At 65.7% G+C, this 23,427-nt stretch carries 23 protein-coding genes; 20 read left to right on the forward strand and 3 right to left on the reverse strand.

Annotated features, from left to right (window positions below):
- Positions 1-68 precede the first annotated feature (68 nt).
- From G5V65_RS16865 to G5V65_RS16940, 16 genes are all read left to right on the forward strand, one after another.
- Positions 69-470 carry a DUF5333 domain-containing protein gene (locus G5V65_RS16865; protein WP_165052361.1) on the forward strand — a complete coding sequence of 134 codons (402 nt, stop codon included), beginning with the start codon at positions 69-71 and terminating at the stop codon, positions 468-470.
- Positions 471-558: 88 nt separating this feature from the next.
- A complete protein-coding gene (locus tag G5V65_RS16870) occupies positions 559-741 on the forward strand; it encodes a hypothetical protein (protein ID WP_165052363.1) in 183 nt (60 codons plus the stop codon).
- Positions 734-2,755: an NADH-quinone oxidoreductase subunit NuoG gene (gene nuoG / locus G5V65_RS16875; RefSeq protein ID WP_165052366.1), complete on the forward strand. Its 2,022-nt coding sequence runs from the start codon at positions 734-736 to the stop codon at positions 2,753-2,755. The genes G5V65_RS16870 and nuoG overlap by 8 nt, the downstream gene beginning before the upstream one ends.
- Positions 2,756-2,766: 11 nt before the next feature.
- Positions 2,767-3,174: a hypothetical protein gene (locus G5V65_RS16880; RefSeq protein ID WP_165052368.1), complete on the forward strand. Its 408-nt coding sequence runs from the start codon at positions 2,767-2,769 to the stop codon at positions 3,172-3,174.
- 12 nt (positions 3,175-3,186) lie between these two features.
- Positions 3,187-4,224, forward strand: coding sequence for an NADH-quinone oxidoreductase subunit NuoH (nuoH, locus tag G5V65_RS16885; RefSeq protein WP_165052370.1), 1,038 nt, complete (start codon positions 3,187-3,189; stop codon positions 4,222-4,224).
- A gap of 2 nt (positions 4,225-4,226) precedes the next feature.
- Positions 4,227-4,721 carry an NADH-quinone oxidoreductase subunit NuoI gene (gene nuoI / locus G5V65_RS16890; protein WP_165052372.1) on the forward strand — a complete coding sequence of 165 codons (495 nt, stop codon included), beginning with the start codon at positions 4,227-4,229 and terminating at the stop codon, positions 4,719-4,721.
- 6 nt (positions 4,722-4,727) lie between these two features.
- A complete protein-coding gene (locus G5V65_RS16895; protein ID WP_165052374.1) occupies positions 4,728-5,138 on the forward strand; it encodes a carboxymuconolactone decarboxylase family protein in 411 nt (136 codons plus the stop codon).
- A complete protein-coding gene (locus G5V65_RS16900; protein ID WP_165052376.1) occupies positions 5,135-5,749 on the forward strand; it encodes an NADH-quinone oxidoreductase subunit J in 615 nt (204 codons plus the stop codon). Before G5V65_RS16895 ends, G5V65_RS16900 begins: the two co-directional genes overlap by 4 nt.
- Before the next feature lie 118 nt (positions 5,750-5,867).
- The gene (locus G5V65_RS16905) at positions 5,868-6,356 is read left to right on the forward strand and encodes a hypothetical protein (RefSeq protein WP_165052378.1); all 489 of its coding nucleotides are present in this window, start codon (positions 5,868-5,870) and stop codon (positions 6,354-6,356) included.
- A 32-nt stretch (positions 6,357-6,388) separates the two neighbouring features.
- Entirely contained in the window at positions 6,389-6,694 is a 306-nt protein-coding gene (nuoK, locus tag G5V65_RS16910) for an NADH-quinone oxidoreductase subunit NuoK (RefSeq protein ID WP_023665161.1), read from the forward strand.
- 5 nt (positions 6,695-6,699) lie between these two features.
- Complete coding sequence (gene nuoL, locus G5V65_RS16915) at positions 6,700-8,901, forward strand: NADH-quinone oxidoreductase subunit L (RefSeq protein WP_165052379.1); 2,202 nt, start codon at positions 6,700-6,702, stop codon at positions 8,899-8,901.
- Position 8,902: 1 nt separating this feature from the next.
- Positions 8,903-10,441 (forward strand): NADH-quinone oxidoreductase subunit M, encoded by a 1,539-nt coding sequence (locus G5V65_RS16920; protein WP_165052381.1) that lies wholly within the window; start codon positions 8,903-8,905, stop codon positions 10,439-10,441.
- Between the two features lie 13 nt (positions 10,442-10,454).
- Positions 10,455-11,891, forward strand: a complete 1,437-nt coding sequence (nuoN, locus tag G5V65_RS16925; protein ID WP_165052384.1) for an NADH-quinone oxidoreductase subunit NuoN — start codon at positions 10,455-10,457, stop codon at positions 11,889-11,891.
- Complete coding sequence (locus tag G5V65_RS16930; RefSeq protein ID WP_165052386.1) at positions 11,881-12,636, forward strand: biotin--[acetyl-CoA-carboxylase] ligase; 756 nt, start codon at positions 11,881-11,883, stop codon at positions 12,634-12,636. Before nuoN ends, G5V65_RS16930 begins: the two co-directional genes overlap by 11 nt.
- Positions 12,637-12,649: 13 nt before the next feature.
- Positions 12,650-13,429, forward strand: a complete 780-nt coding sequence (locus G5V65_RS16935) for a type III pantothenate kinase (RefSeq protein WP_165052388.1) — start codon at positions 12,650-12,652, stop codon at positions 13,427-13,429.
- A complete protein-coding gene (locus G5V65_RS16940; RefSeq protein WP_165052390.1) occupies positions 13,426-15,099 on the forward strand; it encodes a ribonuclease J in 1,674 nt (557 codons plus the stop codon). Before G5V65_RS16935 ends, G5V65_RS16940 begins: the two co-directional genes overlap by 4 nt.
- A gap of 81 nt (positions 15,100-15,180) precedes the next feature.
- Here the strand turns inward: G5V65_RS16940 and G5V65_RS16945 are convergent, their stop codons facing one another.
- Positions 15,181-16,788: a DEAD/DEAH box helicase gene (locus G5V65_RS16945; RefSeq protein WP_165052393.1), complete on the reverse strand. Its 1,608-nt coding sequence runs from the start codon at positions 16,786-16,788 to the stop codon at positions 15,181-15,183.
- 204 nt (positions 16,789-16,992) lie between these two features.
- Here G5V65_RS16945 and G5V65_RS16950 point away from each other — a divergent pair, with 204 nt between their 5' ends.
- Positions 16,993-17,943, forward strand: coding sequence for a hypothetical protein (locus tag G5V65_RS16950; protein ID WP_165052395.1), 951 nt, complete (start codon positions 16,993-16,995; stop codon positions 17,941-17,943).
- Positions 17,940-18,908 (forward strand): hypothetical protein, encoded by a 969-nt coding sequence (locus G5V65_RS16955; protein ID WP_165052398.1) that lies wholly within the window; start codon positions 17,940-17,942, stop codon positions 18,906-18,908. The genes G5V65_RS16950 and G5V65_RS16955 overlap by 4 nt, the downstream gene beginning before the upstream one ends.
- A 27-nt stretch (positions 18,909-18,935) precedes the next feature.
- On the opposite strand, the gene G5V65_RS16960 is transcribed toward G5V65_RS16955, so the two are convergent.
- Entirely contained in the window at positions 18,936-20,534 is a 1,599-nt protein-coding gene (locus G5V65_RS16960; protein ID WP_165052400.1) for a peptide chain release factor 3, read from the reverse strand.
- Positions 20,535-20,664: 130 nt separating this feature from the next.
- Here G5V65_RS16960 and G5V65_RS16965 point away from each other — a divergent pair, with 130 nt between their 5' ends.
- Positions 20,665-21,444: an SDR family oxidoreductase gene (locus G5V65_RS16965; RefSeq protein WP_165052402.1), complete on the forward strand. Its 780-nt coding sequence runs from the start codon at positions 20,665-20,667 to the stop codon at positions 21,442-21,444.
- A gap of 206 nt (positions 21,445-21,650) precedes the next feature.
- Positions 21,651-22,739, forward strand: coding sequence for an ABC transporter ATP-binding protein (locus G5V65_RS16970; protein WP_165052404.1), 1,089 nt, complete (start codon positions 21,651-21,653; stop codon positions 22,737-22,739).
- On the opposite strand, the gene G5V65_RS16975 is transcribed toward G5V65_RS16970, so the two are convergent.
- Entirely contained in the window at positions 22,729-23,409 is a 681-nt protein-coding gene (locus G5V65_RS16975) for a helix-turn-helix transcriptional regulator (protein ID WP_165052406.1), read from the reverse strand. The two genes, G5V65_RS16970 and G5V65_RS16975, sit on opposite strands and share 11 nt — an antisense overlap.
- Positions 23,410-23,427 lie beyond the last annotated feature (18 nt).

The raw sequence follows: 23,427 nt of genomic DNA on the forward strand, positions 1-23,427 counted from the left end.
GCGCTTGTGATGGCATAGCAGGGCGCATCTCCCCCAAATCCTTGGCAGGAACTGCCAAGGAGAAGGCCATGAAACTGTCGCTCACCCTCGCCACCCTGATGATCGCCGCCCCGGCCCTTGCCGCCGACCTGCCGATCAACAAGGAACCGCATATCAACCACATCCTGCTGCAGGGCTTCATCGGCGATGCCATCGCCGACAACTGCCCCGCGCTGGAACCGCGCAAGCTGCGCGCGCTCGGTGAATTGAACAAGCTGCGCGCCTATGCGCAGGAGAAGGGCTATTCGGTCGCGGAAATCCGCGCCTTCGTCACGTCGGACACCGAAAAGGCGCGCGGCAAGGCCGAGGCGGCGGAGTGGCTGAAGGCCAAGGGGGCGGAACCCGGCAAGGAAGCCGAATACTGCCGCATCGGGCGGGAAGAGATCGCGAAGGAGTCGCTGATCGGTTATCTGCTGAGGGATACCGAATGACCCAAGCGATGCAGGCCCCGGCACCTATGGAACAGGCGCAGCTGTGGAAATCCCACCGCTGCACCCAAGTGGCGGCGGAGTGACGGGCATGTGCTACGGACACCAGGACCCGAAACAGGCTATGCGCGACATCGAGGCGCGCGTGAAACATCTGTCCCTCTCGGGGCAGGACGAGACGAAACAGGCGACCCGCGCGCCGTTCGGGGGGCTTCTGGCCCGCCTGCGCGACGCGGTGAACGGGCTGCTGCGGAAGGACCGGGCTCATGTCTAACCTGAAGAAGATCAACATCGACGGCATCGAGGTCGAGGTGGATGGTGCCATGACCATCATCCAGGCGGCCGAGGTTGCGGGCGTGGAAATCCCCCGTTTTTGCTATCACGAACGCTTGTCGATCGCCGGCAACTGCCGGATGTGCCTTGTTGAAGTCGTGGGCGGTCCGCCGAAACCCGCCGCTTCCTGCGCGATGCAGGTCCGCGACCTGCGCCCCGGCCCGAATGGCGAGGCGCCGGTCGTCAAGACCAAGTCGCCGATGGTCAAGAAGGCCCGCGAAGGGGTGATGGAATTCCTGCTCATCAACCACCCGCTCGACTGCCCGATCTGCGATCAGGGCGGCGAATGCGACCTGCAGGATCAGGCGATGGCTTACGGCGTGGACTTCTCGCGCTACCGCGAACCGAAGCGGGCGTCGGATGACCTGAACCTTGGCCCGCTGGTGGCCACCAAGATGACGCGTTGCATCTCCTGCACGCGCTGCGTCCGCTTCACCACCGAAGTCGCGGGCATCACCCAGATGGGCCAGACCGGGCGCGGCGAGGATAGCGAGATCACCTCCTACCTCAACATGACGCTCGACAGTAACCTGCAGGGCAACATCATCGACCTCTGCCCCGTCGGTGCGCTGACGTCGAAGCCTTACGCCTTCACCGCGCGTCCGTGGGAACTGACCAAGACCGAAACCATCGACGTGATGGATGCGCTGGGGTCGAACATCCGCGTGGATACCAAGGGCCGCGAAGTCATGCGCATCCTGCCGCGCAACCATGACGGCGTGAACGAGGAATGGATTTCCGACAAGACCCGCTTCGTCTGGGACGGCCTGCGCCGCCAGCGTCTGGACACGCCCTATATCCGCGAAAATGGCAAGCTGCGGAAGGCGGGCTGGGGCGAGGCGCTGGCCGCTGCCGCCGCTGCCATGAAGGGCAGGAAGGTTGCAGCACTTGTCGGCGATCTGGCCCCGGTCGAGGCGATCTTCAGCCTCAAGCAACTGGTCGAAGGTCTGGGCGGCAAGATCGAAGCCCGCACCGATGGCGCGCGCCTGCCTGCGGGCAACCGCTCGGCCTATGTCGGCACTGCCTGCATCGAGGATATCGACAGCGCGAAGTCGATCCTGCTGATCGGCACCAACCCGCGTGTCGAGGCGGCGGTCCTGAACGCCCGCATCCGCAAGGCCTGGACGCTGGGAGCCAAGGTCGCGCTGGTCGGGCCTGCGGTCGATCTGACCTATGACTACCACCACGCCGGCACCGACCGCGCCGCGCTGACCGCCCTCGTGGCCGAGGCGCAGAAGGCCGGACCTGACGGCAAGCTCGCCGTCGTGATCATCGGCCAAGGCGCGATCAACGAGGCGGATGGCGAGGCCGTGCTGTCGCAGGCGATGGCTCTGTGCTCTGCCACGGGCGCGAAGCTTCTGGTCCTGCACACCGCCGCGTCGCGTGTCGGCGCGCTGGACGTGGGGGCCGTCACCGAAGGCGGCCTTGCCGCCGCGACCGAAGGCGCAGAGGTGATCTACAACCTTGGCGCGGATGAGGTGGAAATCGCCCCCGGTCCCTTCGTCATCTATCAGGGCAGCCATGGCGACCGTGGCGCGATGCGCGCCGACGTGATCCTTCCGGGCGCGGCCTGGACCGAGGAGAACGGCCTTTTCGTCAACACCGAAGGCCGCCCGCAACTGGCGCTCCGCGCCGGTTTCGCACCCGGCGAGGCGAAGGAGAACTGGGCGATCCTGCGCGCGCTGTCGGCCGAACTCGGCGCGACGCTGCCCTGGGACAGCATGGCCGCGCTGCGCCGTGCGCTGGTGGCGGCCCATCCGCATCTGGGCCGCGTGGACGAAGTCGCCGAAAACGCATGGCAGCCGCTGGAGGTGAAGGCCCCCGCCAAGGCCGATTTCCGCACTGCGATCAAGGACTTCTACCTCACGAACCCCGTTGCCCGCGCCTCTGCCCTGATGGGCGAGCTGTCGGCCATGGCGGCGCAACGCGCCCGCGTTGCGCTGGCGGCGGAATGAGGCAGCCCGGAATGGCACATCGCGCAGGCATCATCGCAAGGGCAGGGGTCGCGGCAGCGGCCCTGTCGGCCTGCGCGCCTGCGGCGGGCGTGTCCAGCATGGGCAGCTTCAACCCGTCCTATCAGGGGATCGAGACGATCCTGCTGGACGGGGATCTGGTGAATTTCCGCGTCGCCATGAAAGGCGCGCGGGACAATGCGGATGTCGAGGCCTATGCGCGCTGCGCGGCGGCCCAATATGCGCTGATCCGCGGCGCGGGCTTTGCGCGGCATGTGCGCACGACCGTGGCGCGTTCAGGTGAAATCTGGCGGGGGGATGCGGTCTATACCATCTCTGCCGCCCTTCCGAGGGGCTTCAGGACAATCGACGCCGAAGTGATGGTGCGCGATTGCGGCTCGCTCGGGATACCGACTGTCTGAGGGAAAGGCATCATGACGGATTTCTTCGCAACAGGGATGGGAACGGCGGTTCTGGTGGCGGCGCAGACGCTGCTGCTCGTCGGTTTCGTGATGCTCTCCATGCTCTTCCTCGTCTATGGCGACCGGAAGATCTGGGCGGCGGTGCAGATGCGGCGCGGGCCGAACGTGGTGGGGCCCTGGGGCCTGCTGCAAACGGTGGCCGATGCCGCGAAATACGTCTTCAAGGAAATCGTGATCCCCGCCGGGGCGGATCGCCCGGTCTTCTTCCTTGCGCCGATGCTCTCCTTCGTGCTGGCGCTGATGGCCTGGGCGGTGATCCCCTTCGACAATGGCTGGGTGCTGGCCAATATCAACGTGGCGATCCTCTTCGTCTTCGCCATGTCGTCGCTCGAAGTCTATGGCGTGATCATGGGCGGCTGGGCGTCGAACTCCAAATACCCCTTCCTCGGCTCGCTGCGCTCTGCCGCGCAGATGATTTCCTATGAGGTGTCGCTGGGCCTGATCATCATCGGCATCATCATCTCCACCGGGTCGATGAACCTTTCGGCCATCGTGCAGGCGCAGGACGGCAACCTCGGCCTTCTGAACTGGTACTGGCTGCCGCATCTGCCGATGGTGGCGCTGTTCTTCATCTCGGCGCTGGCCGAAACCAACCGCCCGCCGTTTGACCTGCCCGAAGCGGAATCCGAACTCGTCGCGGGGTTCATGGTTGAGTACTCCTCCACCCCGTTCCTGCTGTTCATGGCGGGGGAATACATCGCGATCTACCTCATGTGCGCGCTGATGAGCATCCTGTTCTTCGGCGGCTGGCTGTCGCCCATCCCGGGCCTGCCCGATGGCTGGTGGTGGATGGTGGCCAAGATGGCCTTCTTCTTCTTCCTCTTCGCGATGGTGAAGGCCATCGTGCCCCGTTACCGCTATGACCAACTCATGCGGATCGGCTGGAAGGTCTTCCTTCCCCTGTCGCTCGCCTGGGTCGTGATCGTGGCCTTCCTTGCGAAATTCGAAGTGCTTGGCGGCTTCTGGGCCCGCTGGACGATCGGAGGCTGAAAATGGCGAATATCGACTGGACCCGCGCCACGCGCTACTTCCTGCTGCAGGACTTCATCAAGGGCTTTGCCCTTGGCATGAAGTATTTCTTCGCCCCCAAGGCGACGGTGAACTACCCGCATGAAAAGGGGCCGCTCTCGCCCCGTTTCCGCGGCGAACACGCCCTGCGCCGCTATCCGAATGGCGAGGAACGCTGCATCGCCTGCAAGCTGTGCGAGGCCGTCTGCCCCGCGCAGGCCATCACCATCGACGCCGAACCGCGCGAGGACGGCAGCCGCCGCACCACGCGCTATGACATCGACATGACGAAATGCATCTATTGCGGCTTCTGCCAGGAAGCCTGCCCCGTCGATGCCATCGTCGAAGGCCCGAACTTCGAATTCTCCACCGAAACCCGCGAGGAACTGTTCTACACCAAGGAAAAGCTCCTCGAGAACGGCGCGCGCTGGGAGGCCGAGATTGCCCGCAATCTCGAACTCGACGCGCCCTATCGGTGAGCGCAGATGACTGACGCCTTCACCAAGATGATCCAGCAGATGATGGAGCAGGGCCAGGAAATGGTCCGCGCCTTCAACCCTGCGCTGGAGAACATGTCGGTGAAGGGCTTCGACCAGCTCTTTCCGACCATGTCCAAGGACATGATGGAAATGTGGTTCGGCAAGACCTTCAACCGCGAAGGTCTGGATGCCAAGACACGGCTTCTGGTCACCATCGCCGCGCTGACGGTGCTGGGCGCACAGGCCGAACCGCAGCTGAAGCTGGCGGTGCGCCACGCGCTGGAAGCGGGCGCCACGGAACGCGAGATCGCCGAAGTGATCTGGCAGATGAGCATGTTCGGCGGCCTGCCCGCCATGCAGAAGGCGCTGGAGATTGCCCAGTCCGTCTTCGCGGAAGTTCAGGAGAAAGACGCATGAGCGTTGCAGATTACGCCTTCTATGCCTTCGCCATCGTCACCGTGACGGCGGGCCTTCTGGTCACCATCAGCCGGAACCCGGTGCATTCGGTGTTGTGGCTGATCCTGGCCTTCCTGTCCTCGGCGGGGCTCTTCGTCCTTCTGGGGGCGGAGTTCGTGGCCATGCTGCTGATCATCGTCTATGTCGGCGCGGTGGCGGTGCTGTTCCTTTTCGTCGTCATGATGCTGGACATCGACTTTGCCGAACTGAAGGGCGAGATGGCGAAATACATGCCACTCGCGCTGCTGATCGGGGTGGTGATCCTGATGCAGATCTCGCTTGGCGTCGGGGCCTGGATCCAGGCCGAAGGCGCGATGGGCCTGCGTCAGGCCGTGGCCCCCGATGCGGCGCAGGTGGAAAACACCAAGGCGCTGGGTCTGCTGATCTATGACAAGTATATCTACCTGTTCCAGGCTTCGGGCCTGGTGCTGCTGGTCGCGATGATCGGGGCGATCCTGCTGACGCTGCGCCACCGTAAGGATGTGAAGCGGCAGAACGTGCTGGCGCAGATGTGGCGCGATCCGGCCAAGGCGATGGAACTGAAGGACGTGAAGCCGGGGCAGGGGCTCTGATCAAGGCGGGGTGAACCCCTTCAAGGCGGGGTGAACCCCGCCCTACGGCCGGGCGGTGACGCCCGGAAACCAGACAAGGCCAAAAGGCCCGAGGGAACCGAAGATGGTTGGACAGTGGATGCAGACGAAAGGACCCGCGCGCGGCTTTGCCGCCGTGCTGGCCCTTGCCGCATTGGCCGCCCTGTCGGGCTGCGTCTCGGACGATCAGGCCGTGGACATGGGCCTTGCCACCAAATGCGAGGCGGATGGAACGGTTGCCGTCCTCGGCGATCCGGCGCGGCGCTTCGTGACGAAGTCGGATACCGAAATCTGCCGCGGCCCGCGTCGCGACAGCTATAGCGAAACGCGCCTTGCCATCATCGACTGCGGCACGCAGACGGCCCTCAGCGCGGGCGTCACCCGCGCCAGCGCCGATCAGGCCCGCCGCGGACCGGATTACGACAATACCGCCGCCGTGGAACAGGCGCGGCTTCGGCTCAAGGTCGGTCTTGCCGATCTGGCCGCGACAGAAGCCAGCCTCCGCGCTGCAGGCGTGCCCGTCACCCTTGCGCCGGGCGGGGCCGAGCAATGCACGAAACTGGCCGCCGGTGCGGCCCAAACGAACTGACGGGGCATCAAGCCCCATAGGGAACGAGAGAGATGGTTGGACTTGAACATTACCTGACGGTCGCCGCGGCGCTCTTCGTCATCGGGATCTTCGGCATCTTCCTGAACCGGAAGAATGTCATCGTGATCCTGATGTCGATCGAGTTGATGCTCCTGTCCGTGAACATCAACCTTGTCGCCTTCTCCTCGCATCTTGGCGATCTTGTCGGACAGGTCTTCACCATGTTCGTCCTGACCGTCGCCGCCGCCGAGGCCGCCATCGGCCTTGCGATCCTCGTCGTCTTCTTCCGCAACCGCGGAACGATCGACGTGGAAGACGTCAACGTGATGAAAGGCTGATCCGAATGGCAACGATCATTCTCTTTGCGCCGCTGATCGGCGCGCTGATCTGCGGCTTCGGCTGGCGCTTCATCGGGGAAAAGACCGGGCAGGTGCTGACCACCGCGCTGGTCTTCCTCGGGGCGCTGCTTTCCTGGATCATCTTCCTTACCCATGATGGCGTGACCGAACAGGTCGTGCTGATGCGCTGGATCGAAAGCGGCAGCCTTGCCACGGAATGGGCGATCCGGCTGGACCGGCTTACCGCGATCATGCTGGTGGTGGTGAACTCGGTCTCGGCCCTCGTCCATCTCTACAGCTTCGGCTACATGGCGCATGACGACAACTGGCGCGACGATGAACCCTACCGCGCCCGGTTCTTCGCCTATCTCTCCTTCTTCACCTTCGCCATGCTGATGCTGGTGACGTCCGACAACCTCGTCCAGATGTTCTTCGGCTGGGAAGGGGTGGGGGTCGCCTCCTATCTGCTGATCGGCTTCTATTACAAGAAACCCTCGGCCAATGCCGCCGCGATCAAGGCTTTCGTCGTCAACCGCGTGGGCGATTTCGGCTTTGCGCTGGGGATCTTCGCGCTGTTCTTCCTGACGGACTCGGTCAGTTTCGACGTGATCTTCGCCAAGGTGCCGGAACTGGCGCAAACCAATCTCACCTTCCTCTGGGGGGAATGGAATGCCGCGAACCTGATCGGGGTGCTGCTCTTCATCGGGGCCATGGGGAAATCGGCGCAGCTCATCCTGCACACCTGGCTGCCCGACGCGATGGAAGGCCCGACGCCGGTTTCCGCGCTGATCCACGCGGCCACCATGGTGACGGCGGGTGTCTTCCTCGTCTGCCGCATGTCGCCGCTTTACGAATTCGCGCCCTCCGCCACGGCCTTCATCACCGTGCTGGGGGCCACCACGGCCTTCTTCGCCGCCACCGTCGGCCTTGTGCAGAACGACATCAAGCGCGTGATCGCCTATTCGACCTGCTCGCAGCTGGGCTACATGTTCGTGGCGGCGGGTGTGGGCGTCTATTCGGTGGCCATGTTCCACCTGTTCACCCACGCCTTCTTCAAGGCGATGCTGTTCCTTGGCGCGGGCTCGGTCATCCATGCCACGCATCACGAACAGGACATGCGCAACTATGGCGGCCTGCGGAAGAAGATCCCGCTCACCTTCTGGGCGATGATGATCGGCACGCTGGCCATCACCGGGGTCGGCATCCCGCTGACGCATTACGGCTTTGCCGGTTTCCTGTCGAAGGACGCGGTCATCGAAAGCGCCTATGTGGGCAGCCACTATGCCTTCTGGCTGCTTGTCGTGGCGGCGGGGATGACCAGCTTCTATTCCTGGCGTCTGATGTTCCTCACCTTCTACGGGGAAAGCCGCGCGCAGGGCCACGGCCACCACGGCCATGACAGCCACGGCCACGGCCATGACGATCATGGCCACGGCCATCACGAACCGCATGAAAGCCCCGCCGTCATGCTGGTGCCGCTGGGCGTGCTTGCCCTTGGCGCGGTCTTCTCGGGCATGATCTGGTACAACAGCTTCTTCGGGGATGAGGGCAAGGTCCGGTCCTGGTTCGGCCTGCCCGTCGCGGAACATGCCGCAGCCGAGGGTGAACATGCCGCCGCCGAAGGCGATGCCCACGCCGCCACCACGGCAACGGAAGGCGAAGCCGCCGAAACCCACGCCGCCACCGCCGCCACCGAAGGCGAAGCGCATGGCGAAGCCGCGGCCGAAGGCCATGCCTTCCCGCAGCCCGAACCGGGGCAGGGCGCCATCTTCATCGGCCCCGACAACCACGTCCTGCACGAGGCGCATCTCGTGCCGAAATGGGTGAAGGTCTCGCCCTTCGTGGCGATGGTGCTGGGCTTCCTTCTGGCCTTCCAGTTCTACATCCGCCGCCCCGATCTGCCCGGCAAACTGGCCGAGCAGCAGCGCCCGCTTTACCTCTTCCTTCTGAACAAGTGGTATTTCGACGAGCTTTACGACTGGGTCTTCGTTCGTCCCGCGAAATGGCTTGGCGGCTTCCTCTGGAAGAAAGGCGATGGCGCGGTGATCGACGGGTCGATCAACGGCGTCGCCATGGGGATCATCCCCTTCTTCACCCGGCTCGCGTCACGCGCGCAGTCCGGCTACCTGTTCCACTATGCCTTTGCCATGGTTCTGGGCATCGCCGCCCTGATCACATGGATGACGCTCTCGGGGGGCGCGCACTGATATGGAAAACCTCCTCTCCATCATCACCTTCATTCCGGCTGTCGCCGCGGCCATCCTTGCCCTGTTTCTGCGGGGCGATGATCCGGCGGCGCAGCGGAATGCCAAATGGCTCGCCCTTCTGGCCACCACGGCGACGTTCCTCGTCTCGCTCTTCGTGCTGCTGGGCTTCGATCCCTCGAACACGGATTTCCAGTTCGTCGAGGAATATGACTGGATCCTCGGCCTGAAATACAAGATGGGCGTGGATGGCATCTCGGTCCTCTTCGTGATGCTGACCACCTTCCTCATGCCGCTGACCATCGCCGCCTGCTGGGAGGTGGAGCATCGCGTGAAGGAATACATGATCGCCTTCCTGATGCTGGAAACGCTGATGCTCGGCGTCTTCTGCGCGCTGGACCTTGTGCTGTTCTACCTGTTCTTCGAGGCGGGTCTGATCCCGATGTTCCTGATCATCGGCATCTGGGGCGGGAAGGAGCGTATCTACGCGGCCTTCAAGTTCTTCCTCTATACCTTCCTCGGCTCGGTCCTGATGCTGGTCGCGATGATCGCGATGTATATGGATGCGGGCACCACCGACATCCCGTCGCTTCTGGCCCACAACTTCGGGTCCGAGGACATGCAGGTGCTGGGCATCCATGTCGTGGGCGGCATGCAGACGCTGCTGTGGCTGGCCTTCTTCGCCTCTTTCGCGGTGAAGATGCCGATGTGGCCGGTGCATACCTGGCTGCCAGATGCCCACGTGCAGGCGCCCACCGCAGGCTCGGTCGTGCTGGCCGCGATCCTGCTGAAGATGGGGGGCTACGGCTTCCTGCGCTTCTCGCTGCCGATGTTCCCGGTGGCATCCGACCTGCTGGCGCCGCTGGTGCTGTGGATGTCGGCCATCGCCATCGTCTATACCTCGCTCGTGGCGCTGGCGCAGTCCGACATGAAAAAGCTGATCGCCTATTCCTCGGTCGCGCATATGGGCTACGTGACCATGGGCATCTTTGCCGCGAACCAGCAGGGCATCGACGGCGCGATCTTCCAGATGATCAGCCATGGCTTCATCTCCGGCGCGCTCTTCCTTTGCGTCGGCGTGATCTATGACCGCATGCACACGCGCGAGATTGATGCCTATGGCGGCCTCGTGAACCGGATGCCCGCCTATGCGCTGATCTTCATGTTCTTCACCATGGCCAATGTGGGCCTGCCGGGCACCAGCGGATTCATCGGCGAATTCCTGACGCTGATGGGGATCTTCCAGGTGAACACCTGGGTCGCCGCCATCGCCACCACGGGCGTCATCCTTTCGGCGGCCTATGCGCTCTGGCTTTATCGCCGGGTCGTCATGGGCGAATTGCTGAAAGAGGCGCTCAAGACCATCACCGACATGACGCGCCGCGAGAAGGCGATCTTCGCCCCCCTCGTCGCCATGACCCTGCTTCTCGGCGTCTATCCCGCGCTGGTGACCGATATCATCGGGCCCAGCGTCTCGGCGCTGATCACCGACTATCAGGCCGCGCTGCCCGTCACCGACGGCGCGCAGCTTGCCCAGAACTGAAGGGACGATTGAGATGACCCCGCAAGATTTCTCCACCGTCCTGCCCGAGGTCGTGCTGGCCGTCTATGCCATGGCGGCGCTGATGTTCGGCGTCTACACGACCAAGGACAAGGTCGCCCCCCTGATCAGCTGGGCCACGGCCGGGCTGTTCCTCGCGCTCGCGCTTTGGATCGGGGCGGGGGGCGAGGGTGAGCGTGCCGCCTTTGGCGGCATGTTCATCGACGATCCTTTCGCGCGCTTTGCCAAGGTGACGATCCTTGTCTCGGCCGCCGCCGTCCTGATCATGAGCCAGGATTACATGATCCGCCGCGATCTGCTGCGCTTCGAATATCCCATCCTGCTTGCGCTTTCGGTCGTCGGCATGATGATGATGGTCTCGGCCGGCGATCTGATGGCGCTCTATCTGGGCCTCGAACTGCAATCGCTGGCGCTATACGTCGTCGCCGCAATCCGCCGCGACAGCGTGAAATCCACCGAAGCGGGGCTGAAATACTTCGTCCTCGGCGCGCTTTCCTCGGGCATCCTGCTTTATGGCGCCTCGCTGACCTATGGCTATGCGGGCACCACGCTGTTTTCGGGCATTCTGTCCACGCTGGAACATGGCGCGCCGCTGGGCCTGCTCTTCGGCCTTGTGTTCATGCTGGCGGGCCTTGCCTTCAAGGTCTCTGCCGCGCCCTTCCACATGTGGACGCCCGATGTCTATGAAGGCTCTCCCACGCCGGTGACCGCCTTCTTCGCCACCGCGCCCAAGGTCGCCGCCATGGCCCTGCTGGCCCGCCTGTCCTGGGATGCCTTCGGGGCGATCCCGGGCGACTGGTCGCAGGTTCTGGCGGCGCTGGCCGTGATTTCCATGTTCCTTGGCGCCATCGCGGCCATCGGCCAGCGCGACATCAAGCGCCTGATGGCCTATTCCTCCATCGCCCATATGGGCTATGCGCTGGTGGGCCTCGCCTCCGGCACGGCCGAAGGCGTGCAGGCCATGCTGATCTACATGGCGATCTATGTCACGATGAACGTCGGCACCTTCGCCTTCATCCTGTCGATGGAAAAGGACGGCCGCCCCGTCACCTCGATCGACAGCCTGAACAGCTTCGCCCGGAAAGAGCCGCTCAAGGCGCTTGCCATGCTGGTCCTGATGTTCAGCCTTGCCGGCGTGCCGCCCATGGTCGGCTTCTTCGGCAAGTTCTATGTGCTGAAAGCGGCGGTCGATGCGAACATGACATGGCTCGCGCTTGCCGGGGCCGTGGCCTCGGTCATCGGGGCCTTCTACTATCTCCGCATCGTCTTCTTCATGTATTTCGGCAAGGAGTCGGATGGCATGGACTCCCGCATGGCCCCCGCGCAATGGGCCATGCTGGTGGCGGTGGCGGTGATCATGGTGGCGGGGATCGTGAATCTCTTCGGCATCGAACCCGCAGCCGCCATCGCGGCGGAAGCCCTTGTCCGCTGACGCCTGGCCCAAGGATGTGGCGCGCCACATCCTCGATACGGTCGACAGCACGAACGCCCATGCCTTCCGGCTGGCCCCGCAGAGCGCGGGGCCTTGCTGGATTCTGGCAGGCGAGCAGACTGCAGGCCGTGGCCGCCGCGCCCGCGCCTGGGACAGCCCGCGCGGCAATTTCCACGGCACGCTGCTGCTGCACCCCACGGAACCCGCATCGCAAGTCGCCCTCCGCTCCTTCGCCGCGGCCCTTGCGCTGCGCGATGCCTTTGTCGCGCTGACCGGCCTGCCGCAGGCATTCGCGCTCAAATGGCCCAATGACGTGCTGCTGAACGGCGGCAAGGTCGCGGGTATCCTGCTGGAAAGCAGCGGCGCAGGGCAGGGTGTGCAGCACCTCGCCATCGGGATCGGCGTCAACCTGATCGCCGCGCCGGACCCCGCGCTGATGGAGTCGGGCGCCGTGCCCCCCGTCACGCTGCTGGCCGAAACCGGCCTGCGCGTGACGCCTGAAACCTTCCTCGACGCCCTCGCCCCCGCCTATGCACGATGGGAGGCGACCTTCACTACCGAAGGCTTCGCCCCCCTCCGCACCGCATGGCTGACCCATGCCGCCCGCCTTGGCGAAACCATCCGCGCCCGTACCGGCACGGAAACCCGCGAAGGCACTTTTGAGACCATCGACGACACCGGCGCCCTCATCCTGCGCCAGTCCCACGGCCCCGTCGCCATCCCGGCGGCGGAAGTCTTCTTCTGACAGGGGAACACCCATGCTCCTCGCCATCGACTGCGGCAATACCAACACCGTCTTTTCCATCTGGACCGGCGACCGCTTCATCGCCACCTGGCGCATCGCGACCGATCACAAGCGGACGGCGGATGAATATCACGTCTGGCTGTCCTCCCTGATGATGCTGACCAGGACCGAGGCCACGATCACCGATGCGATCATCTCCTCCACCGTGCCGCGCGTGGTGTTCAACCTGCGCGTCCTCTGCAACCGCTATTTCGACTGCCGCCCCCTTGTCGTGGGCAAGCCGGAATGCCGCCTGCCCGTCGCGCCGCGCGTGGATCAGGGAACCACCGTCGGCCCTGACCGCCTCGTAAACACCGTCGGCGCCCATGATCGCCATGGCGGCGATCTGATCGTCGTGGATTTCGGCACCGCCACCACCTTCGACGTCGTCGATACCGACGGCGCCTATATCGGTGGCGTCATCGCCCCCGGCGTCAACCTCAGCCTCGAGGCGCTGCACATGGCCGCCGCCGCCCTGCCGCATGTCGATATCAGCCGCCCCGCCCGCGCCATCGGCACGAATACGGTGGCCTGCATGCAATCCGGTGTATATTGGGGCTATATCGGCCTTGTCGAAGGGATCGTGCGCGAGGTTCGCAAGGAACGCGACCGCCCGATGAAAGTGATTGCGACAGGCGGCCTCGCCTCCCTTTTCGCGCAGGATACCGAACTATTTGACAGCGTCGAAGATGACCTCACCATGCATGGCCTGATGCTCATCGACCGCTACAACAAGGAACTGGAAACCGCATGACTGCAAACCGGCTGATCTATCTTCCCCTCGGTGGTGCCGGGGAGATCGGCATGAATGCCTATGTCTATGGCTATGGTCCGGCGGGCAAGGAACGTCTGATCCTGGTCGATATGGGCGTGACCTTCCCCGACATGGACACAACCCCCGGGGTGGACCTGATCCTTCCCGATCTGGGCTGGCTGGAAGACAATCTCGACCGGCTCGAGGCGATCTTCATCACCCATGCCCATGAGGACCATATCGGCGCGCTGGGGCATCTCTGGCCCAAACTGCAAAAGCCCGTCTATGCCCGCCGCTTCACCGCCACCATCGGGCGGCTGAAATTCGAAGAGCAGGGCCTTCCGGTCGAGATGATCCGCACGGTCCTTCCGCGCCCCGAAACGGTGACGGCGGGGCCGTTCAAGGTGCAATTCGTGCCGGTCAGCCATTCCATCCCCGAAAGCGCCGCGCTGCTGATCGACACGCCCGCAGGCCGCATCGTGCATTCGGGCGATTTCAAGCTGGATCACAACCCCATCGTGGGCGAGCCCTGGGATGACGCCCGCTTCACCGAGATTGCGGCGGAACGCCCGGTCAAGGCGCTGATGTGCGACTCGACCAATGTCTTCTCGCTCCATCCCGGCCGCTCCGAAAGCTCCATCCGCGAACCGATCCGCGAATTGGTGGCCGGGCGGGGCGGGCTGGTGGTCGCCACCACCTTCGCCTCGAACGTCGCCCGCCTGCGGACCCTGGCCGAAGCCGCCCGCGCGGCGGATCGGTCCGTCTGCCTGATGGGCCGGGCGATGAAGCGCATGGTCGCGGCTGCCGAACAATCCGGCGTCCTGACCGAATTCCCCCGCACCGTCAGCCCCGAAGAGGCCGCCGATATCCCGCGCGGCAACCTGATGCTGATCGTGACCGGATCGCAGGGCGAACGCCGCGCTGCCAGCGCGCAGCTCTCGCGCGGCAAGTATCTGGGGATGGAGATGAAGCAGGGCGACCTTTTCCTCTTCTCGTCCAAGACCATTCCGGGCAATGAACGCGATGTCCTGCGCATCATGAACAACTTCTCGGAAATGGGCGTCGATGTCATGGATGACGGCGGCGGCAAGTATCACGTCTCGGGCCATGCCAATCGGCCCGATCTGGAACATGTCCACCGCCTGCTGCTGCCCGACATGCTGATCCCCATGCATGGCGAACACCGCCACCTGCGCGAACATGCCCGCATCGGGGCCGAGGCCGGGCTTGCCTCTGCCGTGGTCACCAATGGCATGATGGTCGATCTGTCGGGCGAGGCGCCGGTCGTCGTCGGCCATGTGGAAACCGGGCGCGTCTATCTGGATGGCACCGCCCATGTCGGCGCGCTGGAAGGCGTGATCCGCGACCGGATCCGCATGGCGCTGAACGGCCATGTCATGGTGACGGTCATCCTCGATGACGAGGCCGAGGTTCTGGGCGACGCCTGGGTCGAGATCATGGGCCTGTCCTCCAAGGGCCGCTCCGGCCCCCTGGCCGAGGTGATGGAGGCCGAGCTTGCCCAGTTCCTCGATGGGGCAGGGCGCAAGATCCTCCGCGACGATGACAAGCTGGACGAGGCGCTGCGCCGCATCATCCGCCAGGTCGCGATGGAAGAGATCGGAAAGAAGCCCGAGGTGACGGTCGTCGTCAGCCGCCTGATGGCCGAATAGTCCCGGGCGCAGGGCAACTGCCGCCGGGAAAAAGGAAAGGGCCCCGAATTCGGGGCCCTTTCCTTTTGGTTCCGTCCGATGTCAGCCCTCGGTGCCGTTCGCGGCGAGCGCGTCTTCGCCCTCGTCCTGCGCCGAGGGGCCTGCGATCTTGAAGCTGCGCAGGATGAAATCGGGGACATGATCCCCCATGCCCACCACCGGCGGGCCGGACCGATCGTCGCGGTCGCGGCTGCGGCGATCATCGCGCCGGTCGCGCCGGTCTTCGTCGCGGCGGGGACGTTCCTCTTCGCGGCGCGGGCGGTCATCCTCGCGGCGCGGACGCTCTTCCCGGCGAACCGGGGCTGCGGCCACAACTTCTGCCTCGACCGGGGCTTCTGCGGCGGCGGCAGGGGCCGCCACCTCGGCCCGCGCCTCACGCGGGGCAGGGCGCTCGTCCCGGTTGCCCCGTCCGCGGCTGCGATCCCGATCCCGATCCCGGCCACCGCTGCGGCCGCCACGCTCTTCCCGCGGGCGGTCGCTGCCTTCGCCGGCCAGATCCAGCCCCTCGGGCAATTCGCCGCGCGGGATCTGCTGCTTGACCAGGCTTTCGATGGCCGACAGGTATTTCTCGTCCGACGGCACGGCAATCGTAAAGGCCTTGCCCAGACGCCCCGCCCGGCCGGTCCGCCCGATCCGGTGGACATAATCCTCCGGATGGCTCGGCACGTCAAAGTTGAACACATGGCTCACCGCCGGAATGTCCAGCCCGCGCGCCGCCACGTCCGAGGCCACCAGCAGATGCAGCGATCCATCGCGGAACCCGTCCAGTGTCCGCATGCGCTGCGACTGGTCCAGATCGCCATGGATGGGGGCCGCGTTGAAGCCGTGCGATTTCAGCGACTTCGCCACCACATCCACATCCATCTTGCGGTTGCAGAAGATGATGGCATTGGTGCAGCTTTCGCCTTCCGCCCGGATCAGCGCCCGCAGCACGGCCCGCTTTTCGGTGAAGGAGCGATCCTTCCGCGTCGGCTGGAACTGGATCAGCTTCTGCTCGATCGTGGCCGAGGTGGTGGATTGCCGTGCCACCTCGATCTTGGCCGGGTTCGACAGGAAGGTATTGGTGATCCGTTCGATCTCGGGCGCCATGGTGGCCGAGAAGAACAGCGTCTGCCGCGTGAAGGGCGTCAGCTGGAAGATGCGTTCGATATCGGGGATGAACCCCATGTCCAGCATCCGGTCGGCCTCATCCACCACCATGATCTGCACGCCGGTCAGCAGAAGCTTGCCGCGTTCGAAATGGTCCAGCAGACGGCCGGGCGTGGCGATCAGCACGTCGACACCCCGGTCGATCAGCTTGTCCTGCTCGCCAAAGGAGACGCCGCCGATCAGCAGCGCCTTGGTCAGCTTGGTATGCTTGGCATAGATGTCGAAATTCTCGGCCACCTGGGCGGCCAGTTCCCGCGTCGGCGCCAGAACCAGCGACCGGGGCATCCGCGCCCGCGCGCGGCCCTGCCCCAGCAGGGTGATCATCGGCAGGGTGAAACTGGCGGTCTTGCCCGTGCCCGTCTGTGCGATCCCCAGCACGTCGCGCCCTTGCAGCGCATGCGGGATGGCCTGGGCCTGAATGGGGGTCGGGGTTTCATAGCCCGCTTCCGCGATGGCCTGAAGTACGCGCGGATCCAGCGCGAGGTCGGAAAACTTGGTCATAAGCGTCCTTGCAGATGCGGGATCGGCCCGCAAAGGTGAAGGGACGCTGCTCTCCGGGCGCCCCGGCGTCATGGGTGGCCTTGCCACTTGCCGCGCGTGTAGCGGAATTGCCGCGCAGGGTCAAGGATTGGCAAGGTTGACAGGCTGCGAAAGCCCAAGATACCAAGTTTCCGGTGGTAGTTGTGACGAGTGGGTTGGTGCAGGATGGAAACGGCGCAACAGGCGACCGATCCGGTAGCCTCGGCGCAGCCGGGGCAGGGCGGCCCGGATGCGGCAGCCCCGGCCCCCGTGCCGTCCCCCCCGCCTTCCGCCGACAGCCTGCCCACGCCGCCCCTTGCGCCCGCACTTCTTTACTATGCCGTCTGGTTGCCCGCCCCCGATGGCGCGGCGGCAGGCCCGCCGATCTATCTGCCGGCATCGGGTGGCGGCGGCCTTGCGGCAGCGTCCCCCGCCGCCTTCGCGCCCCCGATTGCGCCCCCCGCCGCGCCCCCCGCCGCGCCCCCCGCACCCGGCCCCGCCACATCGGCCGCCGCGTCGCATAACCAGCGTCTGCTTCTTCTGGCCATCCTCGCAGGCGTCATGCTGGTTCACCTGCCCTGGATCGCCTATCTGGTCGCCGTCCATGGCTGCTGGGGCACGTTTCTCGATGCCTGCTGGCAGGCCCCGGTCACCGATGCGCTTCTGGCCGACGAGGCCGACCCTTTCGCCGAAACGCTGGGCGATCCCTATATCTTCGCCCGCATCGTCTTTCTGATGCTGCGCGTGCAGGCGGTGCTGTCATCGGACTGGGCCGAATACAGCCAGGCCATGCAGCTTTCCACCGGCCTCGGCTCCTTCGTGCTGACGCGGATCGTGGCCTCCAACGGCCTTGTCACCCAGGGGCGCGACAAGGCCATCTACCTGGCCGCCCTCTGCTTCACGCTGTTCCTGCTGCTGTTCTGGGCCGAACTGCACCTCACCTCCGACGCGGTTCATCCACTCCTCGGCGATGACACCGTGCTTGACTACATCTCGCAGACCTTGCCGCCGGATTTCGCCAGCTACGGCTCCGTGCGCGACGGGTTGATGCAACTGCTGCAATTCCTCCGCCTCGCCGATGCCCTGATCCTCGGCGCCTGCCTTGCCCTGCCATCCACCAACAGAAAGCCCGCATGATGCCATCCGCCCTGCGCCCCACGGTCCTCCTTCTGGCCGCCGCCCTGCTCTGGCTGGCCGGCATCGCGCGGGCCGATACCGAACTGCGCTTCGAATTCACCCATCTCGAAGCGGGCCTGCCCGCCCCCGCCCCCGATCTGACGATCACCGATGTCTTCTCGGGCGCCACACTGGCCGCCCTGCCGCAAGAGGCCCCCGAAGGCAGCGCCATCCTGTCCCTCATGCTGCCCGACAGCCAGTTCGACGGCCCCTATGCGCGCCTGCGCGTCGTGGTGGGCGGCCTGCAACTGCCCCCCGGCGACAGCAAGAGCGGCGAGGAAATCCGTTTCGCCTTTGAAATCGTCCTGCGCCGCGACCTGCTGGAAGGGCCGGTCGTCCTGCGCATTCCCGTCGTCACCACCTCGCGGCGGCAGGCGATGAAACCCTACATGTCCATGCCCGACCTGATCGAGGAACTGCCCGACCGCTTCTTCCTCGCGCAGCAATGGATGTCGCTCTACCGTGCCAGCCCCGAAGCGGTGGCCGCCGCCCCCCAGGCCTTTGCGCTCCACCGGCTGATCGCCCGCGCCGTGGTGGATTTCGCCATCGCCACGGCGGATGGGCGGCGCGGGCCGGTGCTGATCCTGCCCTCGCCCGAACTGGCGCAGACGCTCGATCTCTACTGGTCCTCGATGCCCAAGGGCCAACAGACGCATATGGCCGCCTATGCCGATGCCCGCACGATCCTCTGGCTCGACGTGCCGCTGGCCGAAGACCTGCTCCGCACCGCCCGCCGCAGCGGGATCGAGGCCCCCGCCGCCTGCGCCGCCGCGCGGGAACATCTGGAGTTCTTCGCCCGCCGCCTGCCCGAAGGCGAAGAGGCGGGCTGGGTCGACGCGCTCTTTCCCGTGCCCGGCACGCTGGAGGGCTATCTCGAAGGGCGCAGGCTCGACATCCTCTTCGCCTGCACCCGCCTCAGGATCTGATGTCGGGCGGGCGACGCCCGGCAGGGATCAGACCATCATTTCCTTGGTCGCGGTCAAGCGCAGATCGGGATAGTCCCGCTCCACCCGGTCGATATCCCATCTCAGCCGCGTCAGATAGACCATGTCGCCGTCATTGTCGGTGGCGATATGGCCCTTGTTGACATTGACGAAGCGGTCCACCTCTTCCTTCGGGCCCGCCACCCAGCGCGCGCTGGTGAATTGCGACGGCTCGAACCGCACCGGCAGGCCGTATTCCTGTTCGATCCGGCTGGCCAGCACCTCGAATTGCAGCGCCCCCACGACGCCCACGATGAAGCCCGACCCGATCATCGGCTTGAAGACCTTGGCCGCGCCTTCCTCGGCAAACTGCATCAGCGCCTTTTCCAGATGCTTGGCCTTCATCGGATCGCCCGCCCGCACGCCCTGCAGCAGTTCCGGCGCGAAGGACGGAATGCCGGTAAAGCGCAGCGCCTCGCCCTCGGTCAGCGCATCCCCGATGCGCAACTGGCCATGGTTCGGAATGCCGATGATGTCGCCCGCCCAGGCCTCTTCGGCCAGTTCCCGGTCGGCGGCTAGGAACAGAACCGGGTTCGACACCGCCATGATCTTCTTCGACCGCACATGCAGCAGTTTCATGCCCCGCTCGAAATGGCCCGAGGCGAGGCGCACAAAGGCCACCCGGTCGCGGTGCTTGGGGTCCATGTTGGCCTGCACCTTGAAGACGACGCCCGTCACCGCCGCCTCTTCCGGGGCCACCTTGCGGCTGGCCGTGGGCTGGGGCTGGGGTTCGGGGCCGTATTTCCCGATCCCGTCCATCAATTCCTTCACGCCAAAGGAATTGATCGCCGATCCGAACCAGATCGGCGTCATCGACCCGTTCAGCAGCGCCGCGCGGTCAAAGGCGGGCAGCAGTTCCCGCGCCATCTCCAGTTCCTCGCGCAGCTTGGCCAGCAGGCCCGCCGGCACATGCTCGGCCAGCTTCGGATCCTCCAGCCCGTTGATCTGGATCGTCTCCGCCACCCGGTTCCGATCCGCCCGGTCCATCAGTTCCAGCCGGTCGTTCAGGATGTCATAACAGCCCAGGAACTCGCGCCCCTGGCCGATGGGCCAACTGGCGGGCGATACGTCGATCGCCAGATTCTCCTGAATCTCGTCGATGATCTCGAAGGTGTCGCGCGCCTCGCGGTCCATCTTGTTGCAGAAGGTCAGGATCGGCAGGTCGCGCAAGCGGCAGACCTCGAACAGCTTCTGCGTCTGGCTTTCCACGCCCTTCGCCCCGTCGATCACCATCACCGCGCAATCCACGGCGGTCAGCGTGCGATAGGTGTCTTCCGAGAAATCGCTGTGGCCGGGCGTATCCACCAGATTGAACCGGTACGTCCCGAAATCAAACGACATGGCGCTGGCCGAGACGGAAATCCCCCGCTCCTGCTCCATCTTGATGAAGTCCGACCGCGTCCGCCGCGCCTCGCCCTTGGCGCGCACCTGACCCGCCATCTGGATCGCGCCCCCGAACAGCAGGAACTTCTCGGTCAGCGTCGTCTTGCCCGCGTCCGGATGCGCGATGATGGCAAAGGTCCGGCGGCGGGCGATTTCGGGCGGAAGGGTGGGGCGATTGTCCAGCATGCCCGCGCATTAGCCCAAAGCGCGGCGCGCGTCCACTGGGCCGCAGCGGCCCGCGTGCAGCCGCCACCCTTGCCGCCCCGCGCCCGGGGCGCTAGGCATGGTTCACAACAGGAAAACAGGGGAGATCGACATGGATCTGGGCATCCGGGGAAAACGCGCATTGGTCTGTGCCTCGTCCAAGGGGCTCGGCAAGGGCTGCGCCGAGGCGCTGGCCGAAGCGGGGGTTGACCTGGTCCTGAACGCCCGCGGGGCCGAAGCGCTGGAGGCCACGGCCGCCGCCATCCGCGCCCGCCACAACGTCAATGTCACCGCCATCGCCGCCGACATCACCACCGATGAGGGGCGCGACCGCGTGCTGCAGGCCGCGGGCGCGGTGGATATCCTCGTCACCAATGCCGGCGGCCCGCCGCCTGGCATGTGGTCGGACTGGACCCGTGACGATTTCATCCGCGCGCTGGATGCCAACATGCTCACGCCCATCGCCCTGATGAAGGCGCTGCTGCCGGGGATGATCGAGCGGAAATGGGGCCGCGTGGTCAACATCACCTCGCAATCGGTGAAGGCGCCGATCGCCGTGCTGGGCCTGTCGAATTCCGCCCGGGCGGGGCTGACGGGCTATGTCGCGGGCACCTCGCGCCAGGTCGCGCCCTTCGGCGTGACGATCAACAACCTTCTGCCCGGCATCCATGCCACGGATCGCGCCACCTCGCTCGACCAGGGCGTGATGAAGGCCGAAGGCATCGGCATGGAAGAGGCCCGCGCCCGGCGCGAAGCCACGATCCCCGCCCGCCGCTACGGCGACCCGGCCGAATTCGGCGCGGCCTGCGCCTTTCTCTGCTCGCAGAAGGCGGGCTTCATCGTCGGGCAGAACATCCTGCTCGATGGTGGCCAGACCCTCGCGACCCTCTGACAGGGCGAAAATTTTTCGTCGAAAAATTTTCCGGCGGGGGCCGTGCCCCCGCCAGCCCGCCCCGAGAAGGCCCGCGCCAGCGCGGGCCGAAAATTTTTCGGAGAAAAATTTTCACGCCCCGGCAGGCCGCAGGACATGGTGCCTCCGGCTTGCCCTGTCCTGTCCCGGCTGATAGGCAGAATTCCGATCAATTCCCTAGGAATAGAATGCCCGACCCCTCCCCCCCGCGCCTCGAGATCTGCAACCTGACCCGCGCCTTCGGCGGCAGGCCGGTGGTGGACGACGTGTCGCTCAGCGTCGCGGCGGGGCAGGTGACCTGCCTGCTCGGCCCGTCGGGCTGTGGCAAATCGACGACGCTGCGCATGATCGCGGGCGTGGAGCAGCCCGATGCCGGCATCATCCGCATCGACGGCCAGCCCGTCTGCGGCGATGGCCCGACGCGCCCGCCCGAGGCGCGCTCGGTCGGACTCATGTTCCAGGATTTCGCGCTCTTTCCGCATCTGACCGTGGCGCAGAATGTGGCCTTCGGCCTGCCGCGCGACAGGGCGCTGCAGGCGCGGCGGGTGGAGGAACTGCTCGAACGGGTGAACCTCACCGGCTATGGCCCCAAGCATCCGCATCAGCTTTCGGGCGGCGAACAGCAGCGCGTGGCCCTTGCCCGCGCTTTGGCCCCGCGCCCCAGGGTCATGCTGATGGACGAACCCTTCTCCGGCCTCGACAACCGCCTGCGCGACGGCATCCGCGATGCCACGCTGGACCTGCTGAAGGAGGAAGGCACCGCCGTCCTCCTCGTCACCCATGAACCGGACGAGGCGATGCGCATGGCCGACGAGATCGCGCTGATGCGCGGCGGCCGCATCGTGCAGCGCGGCGCGCCCTACAACATCTACAACGCCCCCGTGGACAAGGCCGCCGCCGCCTTCTTCTCGGACATCAACGTGATCCGCGGCACCTCGCGCGGGGCGCTGACCGATACGCCCTTCGGTGCCTTCCTCACCCCCGGCCATGCCGACGGGGCCGAGGTGGAGATCGTCATCCGCCCCCAGCACCTCAAGATCGATTTCGATCGCGGCGGGCGCGGCCCCAATCCAACCGCCCAGGACGGCACCCCCGCGCGCGGCGTGATCCAGCGCGCGCGCTATCTGGGCCGGGAATCGCTGGTGGATTTCCGGATGGAGCATGACGGCTCCATCCTTACCGCCAGCGTGCCGGGCGTCTTCCTGCCCAAACCGGGCACCGCGCTCTGGCTGATGATCCGGCGCGACCGCTGCTTCGTCTTCCCTGTCAGCCGCTGATCCCCATCCGCGCCCGCCACGCCGCCAGATCGCGCCCTGCCTCAGGTGCCTGAACACGCCCCGTGTCGTGCAGGCTGGCAATCCGGTCCACCCGGAAACTGCGGAAATCCCCCCGCGTCTCGCACCATGCGGCCAGCGTCCAGACCCGCCCCCAGAACTCCAGGACAAGCGGCCGCACCTCCCGACGGGACTTTCGCCCCTCGCCATCCGCATAGGCCAGCTCCATCACAGCCCCCAGCCGTATCGCGCGCCGCAGGTCCGGCAGATGCCGGGCTGCGGCCAGCGCCTCCTCGCCCGGAAAGATCCAGACCGGCGGCTCCGCCCGCGTCGCCCGCGATGCGGGCAGCACCGCCATGATCTTGCCCGACAGCCGCTCCACCGCCCCGGCCATCCCCGGATCCGCACCCTCAGCCAGCAACCGCAATGCCAGGATCAGCGCCTCCGTCTCCTCTTCCGTCAGCGTCAGCGGAGGTAAGGTGATCGGCTCGCGCAGGATGTAACCCACGCCCCGCTCACCCTCCACCGGCAGGCCCCCGGCGATCAGCGTCGCCATGTCCCGCCACAGCGTGCGGGTGGAAACCTCCAGCCGCCCGGCCATGTCGCGGGCGGTGTGCAACCGCCCGTCGCGCAGGATCTGGATCAGGTCGAACAGGCGGTCTGTGCGGCGCATGGGCAAAGCGTGGCGGGG

This window comes from Paragemmobacter kunshanensis (assembly GCF_011059185.1).
Taxonomy (GTDB): domain Bacteria; phylum Pseudomonadota; class Alphaproteobacteria; order Rhodobacterales; family Rhodobacteraceae; genus Paragemmobacter; species Paragemmobacter kunshanensis.

Bases quoted from the DNA above. Each gene is read 5' to 3' on its own strand.
- G5V65_RS16950 (WP_165052395.1), top strand. From the start codon at position 16,993: ATGGAAACGGCGCAACAGGCGACCGATCCGGTAGCCTCGGCGCAGCCG.
- G5V65_RS16975 (WP_165052406.1), bottom strand. From the start codon at position 23,409: ATGCGCCGCACAGACCGCCTGTTCGACCTGATCCAGATCCTGCGCGAC.
- G5V65_RS16960 (WP_165052400.1), bottom strand. From the start codon at position 20,534: ATGCTGGACAATCGCCCCACCCTTCCGCCCGAAATCGCCCGCCGCCGG.
- G5V65_RS16870 (WP_165052363.1), top strand. From the start codon at position 559: ATGTGCTACGGACACCAGGACCCGAAACAGGCTATGCGCGACATCGAG.
- G5V65_RS16900 (WP_165052376.1), top strand. From the start codon at position 5,135: ATGAGCGTTGCAGATTACGCCTTCTATGCCTTCGCCATCGTCACCGTG.
- G5V65_RS16865 (WP_165052361.1), top strand. From the start codon at position 69: ATGAAACTGTCGCTCACCCTCGCCACCCTGATGATCGCCGCCCCGGCC.
- G5V65_RS16905 (WP_165052378.1), top strand. From the start codon at position 5,868: ATGCAGACGAAAGGACCCGCGCGCGGCTTTGCCGCCGTGCTGGCCCTT.
- G5V65_RS16940 (WP_165052390.1), top strand. From the start codon at position 13,426: ATGACTGCAAACCGGCTGATCTATCTTCCCCTCGGTGGTGCCGGGGAG.
- nuoG (WP_165052366.1), top strand. From the start codon at position 734: ATGTCTAACCTGAAGAAGATCAACATCGACGGCATCGAGGTCGAGGTG.
- G5V65_RS16920 (WP_165052381.1), top strand. From the start codon at position 8,903: ATGGAAAACCTCCTCTCCATCATCACCTTCATTCCGGCTGTCGCCGCG.
- G5V65_RS16970 (WP_165052404.1), top strand. From the start codon at position 21,651: ATGCCCGACCCCTCCCCCCCGCGCCTCGAGATCTGCAACCTGACCCGC.
- G5V65_RS16955 (WP_165052398.1), top strand. From the start codon at position 17,940: ATGATGCCATCCGCCCTGCGCCCCACGGTCCTCCTTCTGGCCGCCGCC.
- G5V65_RS16880 (WP_165052368.1), top strand. From the start codon at position 2,767: ATGGCACATCGCGCAGGCATCATCGCAAGGGCAGGGGTCGCGGCAGCG.
- nuoI (WP_165052372.1), top strand. From the start codon at position 4,227: ATGGCGAATATCGACTGGACCCGCGCCACGCGCTACTTCCTGCTGCAG.
- G5V65_RS16945 (WP_165052393.1), bottom strand. From the start codon at position 16,788: ATGACCAAGTTTTCCGACCTCGCGCTGGATCCGCGCGTACTTCAGGCC.
- nuoK (WP_023665161.1), top strand. From the start codon at position 6,389: ATGGTTGGACTTGAACATTACCTGACGGTCGCCGCGGCGCTCTTCGTC.
- G5V65_RS16895 (WP_165052374.1), top strand. From the start codon at position 4,728: ATGACTGACGCCTTCACCAAGATGATCCAGCAGATGATGGAGCAGGGC.
- nuoL (WP_165052379.1), top strand. From the start codon at position 6,700: ATGGCAACGATCATTCTCTTTGCGCCGCTGATCGGCGCGCTGATCTGC.
- G5V65_RS16935 (WP_165052388.1), top strand. From the start codon at position 12,650: ATGCTCCTCGCCATCGACTGCGGCAATACCAACACCGTCTTTTCCATC.
- nuoN (WP_165052384.1), top strand. From the start codon at position 10,455: ATGACCCCGCAAGATTTCTCCACCGTCCTGCCCGAGGTCGTGCTGGCC.
- G5V65_RS16965 (WP_165052402.1), top strand. From the start codon at position 20,665: ATGGATCTGGGCATCCGGGGAAAACGCGCATTGGTCTGTGCCTCGTCC.
- nuoH (WP_165052370.1), top strand. From the start codon at position 3,187: ATGACGGATTTCTTCGCAACAGGGATGGGAACGGCGGTTCTGGTGGCG.